We start from the raw sequence: 19,785 nt of genomic DNA, 5'->3' as shown, positions 1-19,785 counted from the left end.
CAATGTCAGGCAGCTTTCTGTGTTCAGACACGCCACGTGAGAGGAGCGGGCGCACAACACCACGCGACAGCGACGTGCCGAGAAATGGTGACGGGAAACCCGGAATGTGCCACGAGCGGGCACCTCAGAACGGCGTGCTCAGCAGCCGTGCGCGATCCGACCCGGAACCCAGACCGTGCACTGGGCGAGGCGACCGAGATCAGAGCTGGTGTACATCCGCTGGTCGCCTCCTTTCGGTAGCCATGGGTCGACGTTCACCGCAAATTAGTGGCTGGTGCCACCGGGGTCAAGAGATTGACCTTGGTCAATCGAGAGCCGATCGGATTCGAGGCTGAGGAGCCACCGCCGGGTGGTCGCGCGCACTCGATCTCGAATCGCGCGGACAGCGGGAAGGGGTCGGTCGGGAGCGGGAAGGGCCCAGTCGGGAGCGCGAAGAGGCCGGTCGGGGGGCGCCACCGCTGTGATCGGTGGCGCGCCCCGACATTCCGGCCGGATGGGGCGTAGCCGTTACGCCGCCGTTTCCTCGTCCCGCGGTCAGTAGTCGATGCGGTCGGACTTCGCGATCCACGCGTCGAACGGCGCGGTGCGGTTGGGCAAGTCCAGGTGGACGACCTCCATGGGCCACGCTTCTTGGGGCCGCTTCTCGAACAGGTCGTAGAACTTGCGGTCGTCGAAGCCGGCCGCCGCGGCGTCGTCGCGGTCCGCGGAGAACACGAGCCGGTCGACGCGCGCCCACAGGGCGGTGGACAGACACATCGGACACGGCTCGCACGAGGTGATCAGGGTGCAGCCTTCGAGGATGAAGGTGCCCAGTGCCGTGCAGGCGGCGCGTATCGCGTTGACCTCGGCGTGCGCGGACGGGTCGTTCGTCGCGGTGACCTGGTTGTGTGCGGTCGCGACGACTGTGCCGTTCTTGACGATCAAGGCACCGAAGGGGCCGCCTCCGCTGTTCGCGCTGTCGGTGGCCACGGCGATGGCCTGCTGCATCCATGCCTGCTCGTCCTGGACGATGGTCGCGGTGCTCACGGTCACGGTTGCTCCTTGTCGAATACGGTGGGGTGGAGTGGATGCGGGCGCCATCGGGGAGGCGGCGGCACCCGCGCGAACAGGGGGGTCCGGTCAGACGCGGTGGGGTGACGACGGCGGGGGTGGCGGAGAGGGTGGGCGGCTCGCCGACGCCATGGCGGACGGCATCCCGGATGGCGCGCCCGGCCTCCGGCGGGGCAGGGACTCCCACAGCGCGTCGGCCGGGTTTCGGCCATCGAGTTCCGCGGTGATAATGGTGCCGAGGTCGGGCCAGGCGATCTCGGTGTCTCGATCGGGCAGCGTCTTTGGCAAGGCGTTCCCAGTTCTTCGTCGGTCGGGATTGCTTGAGCAGTACACAGCCGTCCGGCGGGAATCAGCCAGGCGCCGAAAACATGAAATGTGGGTGCCACGAGACCGATGCTTCGTGGGTTCCTACGAGGGCTGGTCTGTCCCTGGTGTGGTCAATGAAACAGGCGCTCGATGCGGGCAAGGGCTTCCCGCGGTACCGCCTGGCACAGGTTGTCGGGAGCGCCCTGTGCCGTCCAGGTGGTCTAGATCAGCAGCGTTTTCGCAGGTCAGGCCGGTGGGGGTTGCTGCGTGCGTGTCCGCCGGGATCGTAAAGCGGTGGACAGCCCTCCGGCACTGGGCGAGCATCTCCGCGATGAACCAGGAACCTCTCTCCGTCCCCAAACGCGTCCGCTTCGTCGAGCTCAGCGCAAAGGCGCTGCGGGCGCTTGCCGACGGTGACCTCGCCGGCGGCAGCGCCGAGGCCGGGGTCGCTCTTGACGAACACTTCGTCTGCGACCGGGCCCGCTGGATCTTCGGCTACCGCGCTGACCAGCTCGCCAAGGACCCGTCTGCCGCGCCCTGGCTCACGCGGGCCGCGGTGTCCGAGCCGGACGGGGCCGTCGTCGGCGACGCAGGGTTCCATGGGCCGCCGGACGAGGCCGGCGTTGTCGAGGTCGGCTACACCGTCGTGCCCGGGTACCGCCGCCAGGGCTATGCCCGCGCCATGCTGAGGGCGCTGCTCGTCAGGGCCGCCGCCGAACCCGGTGTCAGGACCGTGCGGGCCACGATCAGCTCCGACAACGACGCCTCCCTGGCCACCATCGCGGGCTTCGGTTTCACGCGTGTCGGCGAGAAGGGGAACGAGCGCGACGGGCTCGCGATCGTCTTCGAGATTCCGGTAGACGCGATTCAGACCGAGCGGCTTCACGGCCTCGGCGGACACGGTGACCGTCCCGTCGGGCCGTGATAGGAGAACAGCCGCACGGGTCGGGTGACACTTCACCCACCGCCCCGGCAGGCCGGCGGCTTGCTCATGCGATCATGCGGGCGGCTCTCGATCGACCGTGCACGGTCAACTGATCAGACGGTCGAGCCAGCGAGTCATCGAATGCATCGAGCAATCGAGCGAGGACGGGAGTGCGGTGTGAGCGGGGCTGGGGGGCAGGACGGGTCGTCGGTGTCCGATGAGGAGTGGGAGCGGTTCCTCCGTGAATCGGTGGCGGGTGCGGCCGGGGGCCCTGTGGAGCCGTCGGCGCGCGCCCGTGAGGTGGAGCGGCGGCTGCGGGAGCCCTCCGGGCAGCCGGAGGGGTGGCGTACGTACTCACCGGCCCGGCCCCGGCGGAGGACCGGCTGGTACCTGACCGGGCTGGTGGCGGCCGTGGCCCTCCTGGCCGTGGGGCTCTTCCCGCAACAGGTCGTCGGCTGGTTCGGTGGCGACGAGGGCGGGCAGGACGGGACGCCGTTGGCCGCCGAGTCGGAAGCCCCGCGGGAGGCGCCTGGCGCCGAGCCGGAGCTGCGCCCCACCCTCGCCGAACCCTTCCGGGGTTCGCCTGCCGCCCGCTGGGCCGACGGAGCGGCAGGGATCACGGTGCCACCGGCCAAGGCGACCGGCTGGATGGACGCCGCCCAGGTCGAGCGGGCACTGCGGCACAGCCGGGACTTCCTGGTGGCCGCGGGGCTCGACTCCCGCGTACTGCGCGGCGAGCGGCCCACCAAGGCGATCGCGCTGTTGAACCCGCACCAGAAGGACGTCCAGGAGTATCTCCGTACCGCCCTGTCAACGACGGCGCCCGCTCCCGAGACCGACCCGCTGCTGCTGTTCAGCCGCTTCCGGCCGGAGCAGACCCGGCTGGTCGGTGACGTGGTCAAGACGCGCGGTCGGCTCACCTATCGGGAGGGGAAACGGGGGGCGGTCCAGGTGACGGCGGACGTCACCTTCGTGTACCCGGTCACCCCGGGGGACGGCGGCGGGCGGGATGGCGAGATCGTCCGTACGATCGTGCGGCGCGAGGTGGTGATGAGCTGGGACGACCCGGCCAAGGTCATCACCGAACCGGGCACGATGTCCCTCGTCTCGTACGCGCTCGACATGACCAACGGCGGCTGCTCCGCCTCGACCGGCTACTTCGCGCCGCCCTTCGGCACGGCCGACGAGCACCCCGCCGAGGAGGCCCGCCAGGTCGATCCGTACGACCGCAGCAAGCCGATCGACACGAGCAACGGCACGACGGCCGCGGGCAACGGCTGCGCGAACGCCACCCGCTCCTAGAGTCTGCGATGTGCCGTTGTCCGATCCCGGCTGGTCAGTGGCCGCGCGGGGCGTACATGATCATGGCCATCCCGGCGAGACAGACCAGGGCGCCGATGGCGTCGAAACGGTCGGGGCGGTAACCGTCGGCGACCATGCCCCAGGCGATCGACCCGGCCACGAAGATCCCGCCGTAGGCGGCGAGGATGCGGCCGAAGTCGTCGTCGGACTGGAAGGTGGCCACGACCCCGTACAGGCCGAGGGCGATGACGCCGGTGCCGACCCAGATCCAGCCCTTGTGCTCGCGGATGCCCTGCCAGACCAACCAGGCGCCGCCGATCTCGAAGAGGGCGGCGACGACGAACAGGGCAACGGAACGAGCGACAGCCATACCGGCTGACCCTACCGGCAGCCGGTGCCGCTGATCCGTTTTTCGCAGGTCAGATGCTCGCGGTGCAGCTGTGTCGACGCTAGCTTCTCGCGGCCGCGGCTCTGCTTGCCGTTTTGCCGTTCGGTTGGATGCCGAACGCCGTCATGCGGCGCGGGTCGTTGTGTTCACCGTTTCCGATCGGAAGCCGTAGCCGACCTCCGGTGCCAGACCGTGATAGTGGCGGAAGTTGTAGATGAGCGGGCTCCAGAGAGCGGGGTCGATGTGGTGCGTGCCCGGCACGACGATGCGTTCGTCGGCGTGGACGCGCAGTACGTCGCACTCGACGCTGAAGAAGAGCCCCGTTCCGCCCGGCGTCAGTGCACGGGCCCGTGCCTCCAACTGCAGCCCGCACTCGGCGACCCGCGGCGGCTTCACGATGTGGGAATCGGCCGGGGTGAGGCCGGACGCGGCGAACTTGTCGGGCTCGTACCGGTACACCGCTCGCTTGCTCTCGGGCACCGGGTTGGCCCCGGTGAGCGGGGCCAGGCGCTCCACCTGCTCCCACTGCTCCGGCGAGGCCACGTTGATCACCAGCTCGGAGCGTGCCGAGAGGTTGCGCGCGGTCTGGCTCTCACTGCCCAGGCCGAGCACTATGTGCTGTCCCAGCGCCCAGGCGGAGGAGATCGGGGCAAGGTTGAACGTGCCGTCATCGTTCTCGGTGGTCAGCAGGACCACGGGCGTGCCGAAGTAGAGGATGCTCGGCCGGACCACTCGGTGGGTGTCAGTCGTCATGCCTCAAGACGCTAGGGGCGGGACGTTTCGATGTGCGTCGAAGTATCGGCCGACGACAATGGTGCTGTGATCAGCCCCTATGTGTACGCCAAGGAACCGGACCTCGCCGCCCTGGGGGCGTTGCTGGCCGACCGCAACCGCGCCGCCTTCTGCCTCGCGCTGCTCGACGGCCGCGCATGGACAGCGACGCAACTGGCACAGCTCGCGGGGATCGCACCGTCCACAGCGACCAGCCACCTGAACCGGCTGGTGACCGGCGGCCTGCTGGCCGAGGAGCGCAAGGGGCGGCACCGCTATGTGCGCCTGGCGGACCCCGCCGTCGCCGAGATGATCGAAGCCCTTGCCGCCCGGGCACCGCAGCAGCTCGTCCCGGTCCGCTCGCTCGATGCCGCCCGCCGGCACCGTGCCGTGGCCTTCGCCCGCGTCTGCTACGACCATCTCGGCGGCTCCTTGTCCGTGGCGATCACCGACGCGATGACCGAACGGGGGTTTCTGGCCTGGGAGTCCGGCCCGGTCCTTACTCTCTCGGGCGCCGCATGGCTCACGGACAGGGGCATCACCCAGGAAACGGCGCCACACGTACGCACCTGCCTGGACTGGACGGAGCGGCGCTTGCATCTGGCGGGCGCGGTCGCCGCGGCCGTATTCCACCATGCGGTTCAGGAGTCCTGGCTCGTCCCGGCCGAAGGCTCCCGTGTCGTGCGGCTGACGGACCAGGGGCGCGACGCCTTCCGACGGCACCTGGGCCTGACTGACGAGGCACTCACGGCTCGCTGAGCTTGTTCTCCCCTCCCCACGACTACCCGGCCGGGCGATCATCGCCCGGTATTCCCCGGTTCCGTTCGGCGGTTATTCGCCGATGGTGCCATCGGCGAGTTCGCGCACGATGTCCAGGTGGCCGACGTGCCGGGCGTACTCCTGGAGGAGGTGAAAGAGGATCCAGATCAACGTCGGGCGATCCTCTTCGGCCGGCACGCGGCCACCGAGCGTGGCTGCTTTGTCCTCCAGCCGCGCCCCGGCGACGATGGCGCGGGAGTGTGCGCACTGCTCCTGGAAGAACGCCCTGATGTCATCGAAGGTCTCGTTCGACGTGAAGTGCCATGGTTCGCCCTTGGCTTTCACGTCGCCCCAGGGCTCTTCGATGTGCTCCCCGGAGAACCCCCACCTCATCCAGCGCAGCTCGACGCACGCCAAGTGTTTGAGCAGGCCGAGCGGTGCCCAGCCGGAAGGCAGCCGGCTGTGTCGTAGCTCCGCGTCGGACATTCCCTCCAGCTTGCGCAGTACGGCGTCTCGGTAGAAGTCGAGGTAGCCGGTGAGCAGTTCGGTCGGGTCGGTGAGGGTCACCGGGGGCTCTACCGGAGGTTCGATTCTGTGGATCATGGCGGAGACGTTAGGCGGCATCTGAGCGTTCCGTCCATACGGTGCGGACAGGGACGGGGGGTTCGCTCAGACGGCCGGAGCGGTCACCGAGGCTCGGGTGGTGGCGGAGATGAGAGCTTCGCGAGGTACTCGCGCCGCGGCGGCCAGGGCGCGGCCTACCGGATAGGCGTGCGCGCCTGCCGGGAGGCGGCCGGGGCGACCGCTGAGTAGCACCTCGATGGAGCCGAGGACGCCGGCTGCTTCCCTGGTGCGGTTCAACCGTCTCAGCGCTTGGTGGGCGACCGCCTCGGCGCTGTCGTGCAGGATGGTTCCGGCGGGCAGGCTCCGCAGAATCTCCGGAGCCACCAGGGGGTAGTGCGTGCATCCCAGCACCACGGCGTCGCAATCCCGGGGGGTTCGCTCGGTCGCATCGGCGATCGCCTCCGCTACGGCAGCCATGTCACCGTGGTCGATCGCCTCGGCCAGGCCGGGACACGCGACCCGCGCGACCTGCCTGCCGTTCGCGAAGTCCCTGATCAGACGGTCCTGGTAGTCACTTGCGGTGGTGCGGACGGTCGCCCACACGGCGAGGTTTTCACTGGTTGCCGCGGCCGGCTTCACGGCGGGGACGGTTCCGATCACGGGAATGCCAGGCTCGAACCGCTCGCGCAGGGCGTCGATCGCGGTGACGGTGGCGGTATTGCAGGGGACCACGATGGCCTCCGCGCCCCGCTGTGCGGCCAGTTGGGCGGCGGTGAGCAGGCGGTCCGTGACGAAGGAGGCGGTCTTCGGGCCCCAAGGGGCGCCCTCGGGATCCAGAAACAGAAGCAGATCGAGTTCCGGGGCGAGGTGCCGAAGCCAGCCGGCGGTGGAGAGGAGGCCGAATCCTGAGTCGATCAATGCCACCGTCATGGGGATCAACGTACCAGTCGGATCCGCGAGTGAATCGAAGACGCCTGCGGGTCGCATCCGCGCTCTCCCGTTCGGGTGCGAATCGACAGGCGGCGTGAGGCATCGCGGTCTCCCCGCCCTGAAGTTGATCGAAGACGCCTGCGGGTCGCATCCGCGCTCTCCCGTTCGGGTGCGAATCGACAGGCGGCGTGAGGCATCGCGGTCTCCCCGCCCTGAAGTTGATCGTGATCAGCCGAACAGCTGGGAACCGAGCGGGCGTTGCCGGTCGAAGCCGGGGAGGATCAGGAATGTCGCGCTGGCGGTTGTGGTGGTGAAGGGCAGCAGTGCGTCGGTGGTGTCCATGTGGGTGAGGGTGGCGGTGAAGGTCCGCGGGTCGTTCTGGAAGCTGATGAAGAGCAGGCCCGGGGCGGGCTCGTCGATGCTGTAGGAGCGGCGGAGCATGAGCCCGACCCCGACCACGGCGGCGTGCGCTCTGCGCACGTGGGCGTCCGCGGGGACGAGATAGCGCCCGTCTGGTGTCTTGGCTCCCAGCTCCGGGCCCGAGGCGGCGGTGCCGCCGGAGAGGGGGACGCCGCTGGCCCGGCGCCGCCCGAAGACCGCTTCCTGTTCGGCTACGGACAGGGCGGCGAACCGCGGCAGGTCGAGCTCCATACGCCGCAGTACGGCAAGGGTGCCGCCGGCGACCGCGGGGGGCCCCGCCAGCCACAGGTCGCGTTGTTGTTCGGCGGTCGTGTGCGGGCCCACGATGCCATCGATGAAACCGAGCGGGTTGCGTGGCGCGGTAAGGCCCTCGCCGACGGAGACGTTCGTACCGCGGCGTGCGGACTGGCGCCAGCGTTCGCGGATGCGGTCACCGGCCTGGTCCGCGAGCGCGGCGGCGACGACCGGTAGGAGCAGCGCGTCGCCGGCGCAGATCTGTATCAGCAGGTCTCCGCCGCGTGCTTGCGGGGCGATCCGCTCGCGGGAGAATCGCGGGAGGTCGGCCGCGCCGGGCAGCGAGGCACCGGCCGTGCGCACCAGCCGGGGGCCCACGCCGACGGTCACGGTGAGGTCGCCCGGCGGCAGACCCAGCAGCCGCGTGTCGGTCCCCGCTGTGAGCGTGCGGATGGCCTGGCCGAGTTCGGCCAGTAACGGACCGGGAGCCACGGTGGCGCCGAGGTCGGCCACCACGGCGAGCAGGTTGGGCTGGGCCGGCTGGGGGAGTGTGATGCCCGCCTGATGGCGGCCCGTCGCCGGAACCGGTATCGGCGTGGCCCCTGGGGCGGGGGCGTGCCGGCCTGGCTGGGCGGAGTCCGATGTGCACCCGGCGGCCAGACCGGCGGCCATCATGGCGCCGGTGATATCGAGGAACGCGCGGCGTGACGGGTGGTGATCGGCTCGGCGCATGGGGTGCAGAGTGCCACAACCGAATCGCGCCTGCCGGTCAACCTCGGGATTCTGGCGGGGAATTGGGCACCATGCCAGACTGGGATCATGCCTCGATTAACCCTTCGCGTGTTGGCGGCGGTAGTGGGCACGCTGACACTGGTGGCAGGCTGCGGCGGCGATGGCGAATCGAACAAAAGCCGGCGTCCGGCCGGTGCGCATGTGACGATCCGAGTACCTGCCGATGCCCCGACGATCTCGGATGCGGTGTCCTTGGCCCACCCCGGTGACCTGGTTCTGGTCGGGCCGGGCGTGTACCACGAGTCGGTGAGGATCGACACGGCGCGCATCACTCTTCGTGGTTCGTCCCGGGACAAGGTCGTCATCGACGGGCGGTTGCGGCAGCCGAACGGCGTCGTCGTCTCGGCGCCCGGGGTGGCCGTGGAGAACCTGACCGTGCAGAACAACACGCAGAACGGGGTCCTGGTCACCGGCTCGGCGAAGGCGGCCGCCGGTCTGCCGGGGGCAAGCGGCGGCTACGACACCGGCGACGAGCCCGTCACCTTCCTGAGGTCGTTCCTGGTCTCCCACGTGACCGCGACCCGCAACGGTCTGTACGGCATCTACGCGTTCTCCGCCCAGAACGGTGTCATCGAGCACTCGTACGCGTCGGGTGGCGCCGACTCGGGGATCTACGTCGGCCAGTGCAAGCCCTGCAACATCGTGGTGCGGGACAACGTCGCCGAACTCAACGCGGTCGGCTACGAAGGCACCAACGCCAGCGAGGAGATGTACGTGGTCGGCAACCGCCTGGTCGGCAACCGGGTCGGGCTCACCACCAACTCCGACCACCAGGAGAAACTGCTCCCGCAGAAGGGCTCCGTCATCGCGGGCAACCTGATCGCCGCCAACCAGCAGACGGCCACCCCGGAGCAGGCCGACGGCGGGTGGGGCATCGGCGCCGGTATCGACGGCGGCAGCGACAACCGGTTCATCCGCAACCGCGTCGCCGGCAACCGCAACGCCGGGCTGGTGATCACCGCGACCGCCGACATGCCTCCGCTCGGCAACCAGATCGAGGACAACACGTTCACCGGCAACGGTGTCGACGTCGGCTGGACGTTCCCCACCGCCACGCGGGGACGGGGCAACTGCCTGCGGGGCAACGAGCTGCGCACCACCGTGCCCGCCCGGCTCGCGACGACCGCGGCCTGCCCACTTCCGGTCGGGTCGTCCTCGCCGGCCGGCACCTGGGCGGCGCCGACGGCACCCGGTGGCATCCCGTTCACCGAGGTCGCGGCGCCCGCTGGGCAGCCGCAGTTCCCCGACGCCGCCACCGCGGGCGCCACCGCTCTCCCGCCCGTGCCGGACCTGCCGAAGACGGAGGGCATCCGGCTGCCGCCGGCGTCCCTGCTCGCCGCGAACGCGCGGGTGCGGACGTCCTGAACAGCGGCTACCGGGTCGGGATGGTTCCGGGTACCGGCTCGACCGGAACGTACGTGTGGGTGTCGAAGTCGATGACCACCGGCTCCGGCTGCGAACCGAGACTGACGCGGACCCGGTACATGGTGCCGTCGGAGCCGATCCAGTAGCGCACGTTGCCCGCCGTACCGGAGCGGTCAGGGGAGGACGGCCCGGTCATGACGTCCACCCGGCGCCCGTCGAGCTGCTCCCGCCCCCACCAGGCGGCGCCGTTCTGCGGCAGCAGTTCGGCGTTGTCCGGCCGGTCGCCGCCGAGACCGAGCGCGATGGACAGGGAGGTGTCCAGCGCGCTGCCGGACGACAGCATCGGACGGTCGTACCAGCCCGAACGGGGTGGCGACGCGGGGGCGTGCGCCGGGGCGTCCGTCATCGGGTGGACGTGCACCGAGGTGGGCGTCCACTGGATCAGCCCGTCGCTGGACTTCTCGCGCCCGGTGCCGTGCACCACGCCGTAACCGGTCTTGCGCCGGTAGTCGACGGACCCGGTGACGGTCAGCCCGCCGGCAGTGCCCGGCACGTTGATCGTCACCGCGCGGCCCTGCGCCTGGTAGTTGCGGAATCGCGTGATCGCCAGCCGGCTCGCCTCATCCCCGGTGAGCGGGCGCGGACCGCCGGCGCCGGAGCCGCCGTCGGCGACGAGGAACGCGGCCACCGCGGCCGCGGCGGCCAGCGCGACGGCCGCGATGCCGACGACGGCCGCGGCCCGGCGCGACCGCGGCCATCGGCGCCGGTCGGCCGGACGAGCCGGTGGGGCTTGCCGGATTCTCGCGCTCCGCACGCGGTTCGACGCTGACACTCTCCGATTCATCCTTTCGATCACCACACCGTCCGGCCGCCGCGAGCTCGCGGCGGCACTCGGCAGTCCGGTGGCAGGGGCGACGCCGAGGGCCGGCCCTCGTGGACCGGCCGAGACGTGATCTGCCTGTCCGCGCCGTCCGGATCGCGGACGGGCAGATCACCGTTGTGCGGTTGGTTCAGTGTTGCCGGGCGCGACGATTCCGGGTCACGAACGCGATGACCAGGCCCGCACCCACCAGCGAACCGACGATGCCGATCATCTCCGCCAGCCCGGGCGCACCGGTGTTCGCCAGCGAACCCCCGTCTCCACCGGCCGGGGCCGGGTGGTTGGCGGATGGCGCGGGCGACGGCGGCGTGGAGGCCGCGGGTGGCGTCGGAGTCGGCGTCGGTGTGGGAGTCGGCGTCGGGGTCGGCGTCTCCTTCGGGATGTAGACCCCGGCGTCGATCGTGTGATCGACCCCGCCCGGCTTGTCCGGTGCCGTGACAGGCGCGTAGCCGTTGCACAACGGTCCGGTGGTCGGTGGGGCCACATTGGAGTCGTGCGCACGGTGGGCACCGGCCCGCGGGAGCGTGAACCTCAGCTCGCTCGCCGGGGGCTGCTCGGGCACCTGGCTGGTGTCCGCGGTGCACACGTCGAACTGCACCGTGTACTCCGCGCCGGGCGTGAGCTCGTACGCGGCGCCGACACCACCGAAGTAGTACTCGCCGGCGGCATTGGTCCTGGTCGTGGCGACCTGTTTGCCGTCCGCGTCCAGCAGTTTGATCGTCGCACCCGGCAGCAGCACGTGCCCCGGGTCCTGGATCCCGTTGTGGTCGCCGTCGAACCACACGACGTTGCCGATCTGGATCGGCGCGTTCGCCGCCGCGTACGCGATGTCACCGAGCCCGCCGGCCTTGCCGAACCCGCCTTGTTCCCGGCTGACGAACTGGAACCCGTTGTGGGTCGGGTCGTTGCCCGGGCCCTGACCGGTCGTGATGTCGTGGTACCCGGTACCTGAGGTCGCGACGTCGGCGACCGGGTCGAACTCCGTGCTGACGACCCACTGCTGCCGCGGGATATAGGCCACCGACCCCAGCGCGGTCTCCTGGTGCGCGTTGGCGTAGGAGTCACCCGGGAAGTATTCGACGACACCGGCGCCCTGGCCGCCACTGTTGGCGGGGGTGGCGTGGTTGGGGCAGCTCCCGGTGCCTTCCCACTGGTACTCACCGGTGGGAGTGGCGCAGACCATGGTGATGTCACCACCGGACATGCCGTTTTCCGCCGTGCCGTTCCCCGGGCGGGGGTCCAGCCCTCCCCAGCTGAGCACGTCCATGAACCGGTCGCGGAAACCCAGGACCATCGAGCCGTCACGGCCGAAGGCGAGGGAGGACAGCTCCGGCTGCGGATCGATGAAGACGTTGCCCGCCTTCCGGTCGTCCCACGTGTCCAGGCTGGTGTTCCACGGGTTCCAGTGGGTGGCCTTGTCGCCGGAACCGAAGACGCTGCCGCGTTCGTCCGTGAGCGGGTGGCTCAGCACCGTGGTGAACCGCTTGCCGTCGTAGGTGGAGACGAAGGCTTTCAGGTCCGCGCGCTGCTGCGTGCTCTCCGCGCTGCACACGCCGCCGACGTACAGCGTGTTGTCGTGGACCTGGAGACCGAACGGCCGCCAGTCCTCGGGGCTCGCGCACCCCGGGTCCGGGATCGGGACCGTCGACCTGGGCGCCGCGGCGGTGGCCCCTGTCGCGTCGAAGCTCACCAGGCTGCGGGTCCGCAGGTTCACCGCGTACAGCGTGGAGCCGTCCTCCGACAGGGCCAGGCCACCGATGCTCTCCTTGCCCGGCGCGTCGGTGAACCCGGCATCCTTGATCATGTTGCCGGTGTCGTGGCGCGTCACCGTGGCGTCGGGCACCCGCGCGAACAGCTCCGGCGCCCCCGAGCCGTCGACCGGCACCGTGTAGATCGCGCCCCCGCCCTGCGGCCCGTACGGGGCGTACCGGCGGGCGAACGCGCTCTGGAACAGCCGGGTCCGGTACGTGTCGTACGCCAACCCGAACGTCGTGCCCACCTGGTCCTGCGTGGCCAGCGTCGTCGGGCACGCCACATCGGTGGGACACGTGCCCCGGGTCTTCGTCCCGAACGCCACCAACGCCCGGTTGTCGGTCCCGTTGGCGCCGTTGTGGATCGGTACGAAGTACCGCGAGTCCGGCAGCGCGTAATCGGCCGGATCCCACACCCCCGTCACCACCGAGGCGTTCTTCCCGCCCGACACATCCACGAACGACGTGAAGCTGTCGAAGTGGTTCGTCTCCGTCGACGCGGGCGCCGCGCGCAGATAGCCGCTGTACGGCGCCGGAATGCTGACGTCGACGCGGTACTGGCCGCCGCTCAGCACGGTCGACCGCGACACCACGACCTTTCCGGTGGCATCCGTGACGCCGGTGACAATGTGCCCGGCGGGGTCGGAGATCTCCACCTTCATGCCCCGCTGCGGCACGTCCATCGTCGCGTTGAGCACGCCGGTGCCGAAGAAGTCGCGCAGCACCTCAACCGTCAGCGTGCCGTCTGTGGTCGAAGCGGCGGCCGGTGCGGCCGTCGCTCCCACGGCGCCGCCTGCGAGCAAAAGAACAGACAACGCGATGCGCGCCGGCGGCTCCACAAGCCTCCAGGCTAACCAGTGCGAGTCTCTCCCGAGTCGGTTCATGGCATCACACTCCACACTTCGCTTGTCGTGAAAACGAGGAACCCGCCTCGCTACACGGTCACTTCGTGACCCCAGGCGCGGACACCGGTCGCGAATGTCACAGAAGAAAAAACGGCCCACTAGTGTTGCGTGGACCGTTTTGTGGTGAGCAAATGAGGCTATTGCGGGTGACTGGTAAGCGCCGCAGACCAGGGAAAGCGAACGCGTGTTCACGGCCTCGAGCAGGACCGCCCTGGGTTGCCTGTTTTCGCAGCTCAATCACGGCGCCTTCGCCCCCACCCCTGACTCACCGACCGCCATCGCGAGCAGCGCGCGATATCGTATCCCGTGGAGTCTCGCCGCCACTAGCAGAACCCGGCGCATTCATCGGGATCCGCAATGGTCTTGGAGTGCTCGGAGAATGGCTATCGGAAAAGTGTGCGATATGAAGTGAAGGCCGAATCCAGTCCCGTTGGATCCGTAGCCCGTGCCCGTCGCTGAGCACCGACGCCAACCACGCCGATTGTGGGCGGCGCAGCTGACGCGTGTTACGGGCGCGCCGCGACGGCTATCGAGGGCAGGGCCCCGGTGCCCTGGACGCTGATGAGGCCGTCCCCGCCCGGGGGCAGGTAGCGGACCAGGCAGCCGGCGGGCCGGCCGTCGAAGAGGTAGGGGCTGAGGAGGGGGAAGACGTCGTCCTCGTAGGTTCCGGAGCCGTCCTCGGCCGCGAGCTCCATCCGGTGGGGGACGGAGTCGATGTGTTCCTGGGCGATATAGCCTCCGGTGCGCACGGCATGGGCGACCGCGTCCTGCCATGTGCTCTCGTCGCTGGAGCGGCCGAACACCACGCCGTGGCCGCCGAGGCCGAGGCCGGGCTTGAGGACGAACTTCTCGGGATGGGCCAGGAGCAGGTCGGGGATCGACTTGGTGATGCCCCGCCACTCGGTGGGCCGGTCGCCCACGACCCTCGTCCAGGGCACATAGCGGTCGACCACGGCCCGGTCGTCCTCGGTCATCCAGGGCCGGCCTTCGGAAATCCAGCCCAGTACCTGCTTGTTGGCGATGAGATAGGCGCTCTGCGGGGCGAGGAGCACACACCCCTCGTCGAGGGCCGTACGGATCGGGGTGAGGTCGAGGCCGAGGCGGGTCCAGTCGTAGACAGTGAGGTGGCGCAGCCCGAGTGCGTAGCGCTGTGTGCCCGGAAGGCCCAGGCCGTCGAGGAGATCCTCGGGTTCGAAGAACTCGGCTTGCAGCCCATGGCGTCGGAGCGCCGCCACCTGCAGATCGAAGTAGCGCGTGGTCCGCACCGAGCCCAGGTCGCGCAGGGTGCCGACCACCGCGACGGCCGGTGTGACACCGAACTCCCGTGCCGCGCGGGCGAAGAGTTCGGCGCGGGCCGACAGCGGGTCGTATCCGGTGAAGGGGGCCTGGTCGGCACCGCCGAACGCGGTCTGCCAGGCAAGGGTGTTGACGTGTGTCTCGACCACACCGCCGATACCGGAACCGACGTTCATCTCCAGGAACTTGGGGCCGCCGGCGGTCACGGAGATGTCCGGGCGGGCCATGCACGTCGCGTATTCCTCTTCCCACGGGCTGTCCACCCAGAGTGGGTAGTGCTCCTCCGACATGCCGAGCGCCGCCATCCGGCCCGGGGCGTCGGGGGCGCTGTCGAGCAGTGCCCTTCGCAGGAGGCCCAGAACGCGGCGGGTCGCGGTGAAGAGTTCCTGGTACGACGAGTGCGGCAGGACCACGGGCCGCATCGACCGGAGATTCACCGGATAGTCCAGGTCGTCCAGGGCCCGGTGCAGGTGGTCGGTGAGTTCGGGTACCGGCATCCGGGTGGAAAGGGGGACTCCATCGGTCCCGTACCAGTGGCGGAGTGCCATGGGTTACGCCCCCTTCTCGAATGTGCGCTTGATCCAGCCGAAGAACGCCTCGACGACCTGGGTGCGTTGGGGCTCCGGCAGCACGGTGAAGCCGGCGCTGGCCGTGCTCCACTCGTTGAGGACAGGGCCCTGCTCGGTCATCAGCCAGTCGATGCAGATGTACTCCGCTCCGAGGCTCTCGGCGATGCGGCGGCACATGTCCGCCACCAGACGGTGGTCGTCCGTGGCGGCCGCGCTGCCGCCCTGGCTGATATTGGCGAGGTAGTCGCCGGGCTTGGGCCTGCGGGTCAGGGAGGTGACCACCTCCCCGCAGGCCACGTACACCCGCATATCACCGGAGTGCGGGATGAAGGGCTGCACGATATATCCGCCGGTGGCCTGCGCGACGATGTCGATGGTGGCGGTGAGTTGCCGCTCGGAGTCGACCTTGAGGACACCGACGCCCATGCCCATCTCGCGGGGCTTGACGATGTAGGGCCCGTCGCCGATTTCTCGTACGGCCTCGGTGACCACGCTGCGGGCGTACCGGCCGAAGGGCACTGCGATGGTCCTGGGCGTGGGTATTCCGAGCCCGACGGCATGCTGGAGGAGTGCGAGCTTGTCGCGCTCCAGATAGTCCGGACCGGTCAACGAGCGGTTGAGCAACACGGAATCGCTGGCCTGGATCGTGCGGTAGATGGCGCGCAATCCCTGCAGGCCCTGCGGGTCCTGGCTCTGATCCTCGACGATGAAGCATTGCCGCTGCTCGAGAATATCTGTGCCCTGGTAACGCAGTACCGGTTTCCCGAGGCATGACGGTATGAGCTCGCCCGCCCTGAGCACCCGAAAGTCGAAGTCGATGGTCGCGGCTGCCGTGGAGTAACGCTCGTAGAGGCTCTTCTCGAACTCCACGGCCTCTCCGGGGGCCAGATCCTCGGCCTGATAAATCCATGTGATGAGACCGGATCCGGGGCAGCCCTCCGCTGCTTTCCGCAGCCCTGAAGTTTTCTCGCCCGAGAATGCCATGGTGCCTCTTCCTGACGCCGTCCGTGAAGTGGTGGAGGGGTGGGGACGTGGGGAGTCGTGAGACCGAAGGCATACACAACGCCAGGGGTTGTCGGGTGGGCAAGCCCGTAAGGCAAGTTGTCTGGACAGGCGACCTTGTCACCGCGCGCCCTCTTGTGTTACATGCGCTGCAGGTTCTGTCAGATATTGGTCGATCTGCGCCAAGTTAGCCTGCGAATCGGTCAGTTGAGAACATCTCTTATCAGTCGATGTGCAGCCCGTGGCTAGTTTTTGCCTGGGCGGCCCATGCATCATGGGCCCGGATGCATTTGCAGGGGGCAACTCCACGGAATCGGCAGCCACTAGGCGGCGTATGACCACCAGGCGGCGCATGAAAAGGGATTCGCATGCTTCTTGAGAACGCCATCTCCCACTATTACGAGCGCCTCGGGCCGGTACTGCGCCGGCTGCTTCCGGAATCGAGAAACGATTCCGGATCCGCCTTCTCACCGGGCATCGAACTGCCGGAGCTCACCGAAGAGGTCCGGGAGTACTTCGCCGCCTCCGATCTGGCGCACACACCCCTGCGCGAATACCGGGGCAGGAGCCTCGCGCTCCTCGACCTGATGCGCAATCCGGCGACGCTCACCACCAAGACCTTCGCCTCACTGGTCATCGTGGCCCGCGCCATCCGCTTCATCCAGGACACGGGGGAGCGGGTCACGATCGTCACCCCCTCCTCGGCCAACAAGGCCACCGCCCTGCGCGACGCGGTGCTGCGCGCGATCAAGACCGGGCTCGTGACCCCGCAGCAGCTCAACGTGGTCGTCGTCGTGCCCGCGGGGTCGGTCCCGAAGATGCGCGACTCCGAGCTGTTCACGGACTCCGAACTGCGGGCCCGCAACCCCATCGCCGTCTACGCGGGAGACGAGCCGGGCACGGTGAAGGCCCTCGCGCAGAACGTCGTCGAGGAGCACGGCCGGCACATACGGAAGGCCGTGGGCACCAACCTCTGGTACACGCTGCAGCTGGAGAACTACATCGCGGCCGATGTGGTGCGCGCCTACGCCGAGGCGGACTACTTCGCGCCCGCCGCCGACGAACCCCGCCTCCATGTGCACGCGGTGTCCAGCGCGTACGGCCTGCTCGGCCATGCCCGAGGTCACAGCCTCCTGGGGGAGACGCATCCCCAACGCGGCCTGCCGCCGCGGTACTTCCTCGTCCAGCACCTCGGCGCCCCGGACATGGTGCTCAGCCTCTACCACGGGTCGGCCGACCCCGAGCACGCGCCCGCCTACGTCTACGACCCGGCCTCGGGCCTCTACGGCCAGCAGCGGGACAAGCGCTTCCCGGCGCTGACGTTCGACCCGAGGGAAGTCCTCGACACGACCTTCTACACGCGCAAGCCGGTCACCTCGCCGCGCATGAACGAGCTCATCCGAGAACAGGGCGGCGGCGGCATCGTCGTCTCGTTCCACGAGTGCCTCGAGCGCTACCCCCACATCCGCGCCGTGCTCGGCGACGCCGGAGTGGAGCTGCCGGCCGACCCGCGCGCGGTGCGCGAATGGTCACTGGTCATGGCGATGACCGGAATCCTCAACGCCATCGACCGCGACCTCGTCCAGGAGCGGGACATCCTCGTGCACGGCTCCGGCAGCTATGCGGCCACTGACTATGCCCCGCTCTCCGTCCAGGACATGTGGCCCGTCGAGGACGAGTCCTCGCTCAAGGACGTCGTACTCAAGGCTTCGGGCCTGTGACCGCCCCGGCATCCCGGCCGACGGCCCTCGTCATCGATCGGTTCGAGGCGCAGGCCGCTCGCACGCCGGACAGCATCGCGGTGGCCTCGGACAGCGCCGAGTACGACTATGCCGAGCTGAACGCACGCGCCAACCGACTGGCCCGGCTGCTGATTTCCCGCGGCGTCGGGCCCGAGGACATCGTGGCCGTCGCGCTGGAGCGGACCGCCGGACTGCTGGTGGCCCTGTATGCGGTGATGAAGGCCGGAGCCGCCTGTCTGCCGGTGGATCCGCAGTATCCGGCCGACCGCATCGCGACGATCCTGGACGACGCACAGCCGGTCTGCGTGATCACCGACGAGTCGCTCGCCGAGCGCCTCGACGCGTACACGGCGGCCTCCGGTGCCGAGCTCCTGCGCCCCGACTCGCCGGTCACCCGCGCCACGCTCGCGGAGCTGCCCGCCGAGAACCTCACGGACGCGGACCGGCGCAGCCCTTTGCGGCCGGGGAACGCGGCGTACGTCATCTACACCTCCGGATCGACCGGCCGGCCCAAGGGCGTGGTGGTCGACCACCACGCGCTCAGCGGCTATCTCAGCTGGGCCCGAGAGGCATATCCGGGCCTGGGCGGAGGCGCGATCCTGCACTCCTCGGTCTCCTTCGACCTCACCGTGACCACACTCTTCGGGCCGCTCACCGCCGGCGGCACCCTCTACCTGGGCGACCTGAGCGACCTCGACCCGGGGCTGTGGCGCGCCGGACGGCCCGCTCCCACCTTTCTCAAAGTCACGCCGAGCCATCTGCCGTTGCTCGAAGCGCTGCCCCAAGGCGCGCTGACCACAGGCGAGTTGGTCGTCGGCGGAGAGCAGCTGTGGGGCGAGTCCCTGGCGCGGTTCCGCCTTCGGCACCCGCAGGTCTCGGTCGTCAACGAGTACGGGCCCACCGAGGCCACCGTCGGCTGTGTGGCGCACCGGGTGGCACCGGGGGAGAACCCCGGCACCGGCGCGGTGCCCATCGGCGTGCCTCGCGGGGACACACGCACCCATGTGCTGGACGAGCGACTCCGCCCCGTGGCCGCCGGAACACCCGGAGAGCTGTACATCGCGGGTGAGCAGCTGGCCCGCGGCTATCTGGGGCGGCCCGACCTGACGGCCGAGCGATTCGTGGCCGACCCGTACGGGCCGGCCGGAGCGCGGATGTACCGCACGGGTGATCTCGTACGGCAGACCTCCGACGGGCTCCTTGAATTCCTCGGCCGGACCGACGACCAGCTCAAGATCCGCTCCTACCGGATCGAACCCGGCGAGGTGGAGAGCTGCCTGGTCGGCGGGGTGGGCGTGGGCCAGGCCTGCGTCATCGCCGCCGACGGACCCGGGGGCGCGCGCCTCGTCGCCTACGTGGCCCCGGACCCGGACACCGCCACGCTCGATGTGCACCGGCTCCGCGAACACCTGGAGGACCGGCTCCCGCGGTACATGTGCCCGGCGGACATCGTCGTCCTGGACCGGCTGCCACTGACCGTCAACGGCAAGGTGGACCGCGAGGCGCTGCCGCCTCCCGGGTCCGCCGGCGGCCCGGCCGCGGGAGCCTCCGAAGCACCGCCGGAGGTCGCCGTGCCGGCCACGGAACCGGAACGGGTGCTCGCCGGAATCTGCCGCGAGCTCCTGGAGCTCGACGCGGTATCCGTCACGGACAACTTCTTCACCGTGGGGGGCGATTCCATCCTCGCCATCCGGCTCGCCGCACGGGCCCGGCGTGCCGGATACGCCCTGACCCCCACCGATGTCTACCGCAGCCAGAACATCCGCGCCCTTGCCGCCGTGGCCGAGGGGCCGACGACGCCCGTGCGTGCCAACCACTGAGCGCCAAAGGAGAC

The 19,785-nt window shown here is 69.7% G+C and carries 16 protein-coding genes; 6 read left to right on the top strand and 10 right to left on the bottom strand.

All coding sequences use genetic code 11. The features are described from left to right. Positions 1 to 534: 534 nt before the first annotated feature. The gene (locus tag AC4BDD_RS02710) at positions 535 to 987 is read right to left on the bottom strand and encodes a nucleoside deaminase (RefSeq protein ID WP_490691627.1); all 453 of its coding nucleotides are present in this window, start codon (positions 985 to 987) and stop codon (positions 535 to 537) included. Positions 988 to 1,687: 700 nt separating this feature from the next. On the opposite strand from AC4BDD_RS02710, the gene AC4BDD_RS02705 reads away from it, so the two are divergent. Together AC4BDD_RS02705 and AC4BDD_RS02700 are read left to right on the top strand one after the other, a co-directional pair. After that, positions 1,688 to 2,281 (top strand): GNAT family N-acetyltransferase, encoded by a 594-nt coding sequence (locus tag AC4BDD_RS02705; RefSeq protein WP_490689347.1) that lies wholly within the window; start codon positions 1,688 to 1,690, stop codon positions 2,279 to 2,281. Between the two features lie 210 nt (positions 2,282 to 2,491). After that, complete coding sequence (locus AC4BDD_RS02700; protein ID WP_490689346.1) at positions 2,492 to 3,583, top strand: hypothetical protein; 1,092 nt, start codon at positions 2,492 to 2,494, stop codon at positions 3,581 to 3,583. Between the two features lie 34 nt (positions 3,584 to 3,617). Here the strand turns inward: AC4BDD_RS02700 and AC4BDD_RS02695 are convergent, their stop codons facing one another. Together AC4BDD_RS02695 and AC4BDD_RS02690 are read right to left on the bottom strand one after the other, a co-directional pair. Then, positions 3,618 to 3,953 (bottom strand): YnfA family protein, encoded by a 336-nt coding sequence (locus AC4BDD_RS02695; protein WP_490689345.1) that lies wholly within the window; start codon positions 3,951 to 3,953, stop codon positions 3,618 to 3,620. A 141-nt stretch (positions 3,954 to 4,094) separates the two neighbouring features. Then, complete coding sequence (locus tag AC4BDD_RS02690) at positions 4,095 to 4,724, bottom strand: flavin reductase family protein (protein WP_490689344.1); 630 nt, start codon at positions 4,722 to 4,724, stop codon at positions 4,095 to 4,097. Positions 4,725 to 4,754: 30 nt separating this feature from the next. Between AC4BDD_RS02690 and AC4BDD_RS02685 the strand changes: the two genes are divergently transcribed. Further along, entirely contained in the window at positions 4,755 to 5,501 is a 747-nt protein-coding gene (locus AC4BDD_RS02685; RefSeq protein ID WP_490689343.1) for an ArsR/SmtB family transcription factor, read from the top strand. A 72-nt stretch (positions 5,502 to 5,573) separates the two neighbouring features. On the opposite strand, the gene AC4BDD_RS02680 is transcribed toward AC4BDD_RS02685, so the two are convergent. From AC4BDD_RS02680 to AC4BDD_RS02670, 3 genes are all read right to left on the bottom strand, one after another. Continuing rightward, complete coding sequence (locus AC4BDD_RS02680; protein WP_490689342.1) at positions 5,574 to 6,104, bottom strand: DinB family protein; 531 nt, start codon at positions 6,102 to 6,104, stop codon at positions 5,574 to 5,576. A 66-nt stretch (positions 6,105 to 6,170) separates the two neighbouring features. Beyond that, positions 6,171 to 6,995 carry a glutamate racemase gene (locus tag AC4BDD_RS02675; protein WP_490689341.1) on the bottom strand — a complete coding sequence of 275 codons (825 nt, stop codon included), beginning with the start codon at positions 6,993 to 6,995 and terminating at the stop codon, positions 6,171 to 6,173. A 228-nt stretch (positions 6,996 to 7,223) separates the two neighbouring features. After that, entirely contained in the window at positions 7,224 to 8,381 is a 1,158-nt protein-coding gene (locus AC4BDD_RS02670) for a Dyp-type peroxidase (RefSeq protein ID WP_490689340.1), read from the bottom strand. Between the two features lie 87 nt (positions 8,382 to 8,468). Between AC4BDD_RS02670 and AC4BDD_RS02665 the strand changes: the two genes are divergently transcribed. Next, the gene (locus tag AC4BDD_RS02665; RefSeq protein ID WP_490689339.1) at positions 8,469 to 9,806 is read left to right on the top strand and encodes a right-handed parallel beta-helix repeat-containing protein; all 1,338 of its coding nucleotides are present in this window, start codon (positions 8,469 to 8,471) and stop codon (positions 9,804 to 9,806) included. 7 nt (positions 9,807 to 9,813) lie between these two features. Here the strand turns inward: AC4BDD_RS02665 and AC4BDD_RS02660 are convergent, their stop codons facing one another. The 4 genes from AC4BDD_RS02660 to AC4BDD_RS02645 form a co-directional block, all read right to left on the bottom strand. Continuing rightward, complete coding sequence (locus AC4BDD_RS02660) at positions 9,814 to 10,494, bottom strand: hypothetical protein (RefSeq protein ID WP_490691626.1); 681 nt, start codon at positions 10,492 to 10,494, stop codon at positions 9,814 to 9,816. A 322-nt stretch (positions 10,495 to 10,816) separates the two neighbouring features. Next, positions 10,817 to 13,222, bottom strand: a complete 2,406-nt coding sequence (locus AC4BDD_RS02655; protein WP_490689338.1) for an SdrD B-like domain-containing protein — start codon at positions 13,220 to 13,222, stop codon at positions 10,817 to 10,819. Between the two features lie 626 nt (positions 13,223 to 13,848). Next, entirely contained in the window at positions 13,849 to 15,186 is a 1,338-nt protein-coding gene (locus AC4BDD_RS02650; RefSeq protein ID WP_490689337.1) for a hypothetical protein, read from the bottom strand. Between the two features lie 3 nt (positions 15,187 to 15,189). Continuing rightward, a complete protein-coding gene (locus AC4BDD_RS02645; protein ID WP_490689336.1) occupies positions 15,190 to 16,191 on the bottom strand; it encodes an ATP-grasp domain-containing protein in 1,002 nt (333 codons plus the stop codon). Between the two features lie 386 nt (positions 16,192 to 16,577). Here AC4BDD_RS02645 and AC4BDD_RS02640 point away from each other — a divergent pair, with 386 nt between their 5' ends. Continuing rightward, positions 16,578 to 17,930 carry a DUF6002 family protein gene (locus tag AC4BDD_RS02640; RefSeq protein WP_490689335.1) on the top strand — a complete coding sequence of 451 codons (1,353 nt, stop codon included), beginning with the start codon at positions 16,578 to 16,580 and terminating at the stop codon, positions 17,928 to 17,930. Then, positions 17,927 to 19,771: an amino acid adenylation domain-containing protein gene (locus AC4BDD_RS02635; RefSeq protein ID WP_490689334.1), complete on the top strand. Its 1,845-nt coding sequence runs from the start codon at positions 17,927 to 17,929 to the stop codon at positions 19,769 to 19,771. Before AC4BDD_RS02640 ends, AC4BDD_RS02635 begins: the two co-directional genes overlap by 4 nt. Positions 19,772 to 19,785: the final 14 nt, after the last annotated feature.

It is taken from the genome of Streptomyces sp. JLBT605 (genome assembly GCF_058215555.1).
This window is presented reverse-complemented; position numbering and strand designations above follow the sequence as displayed.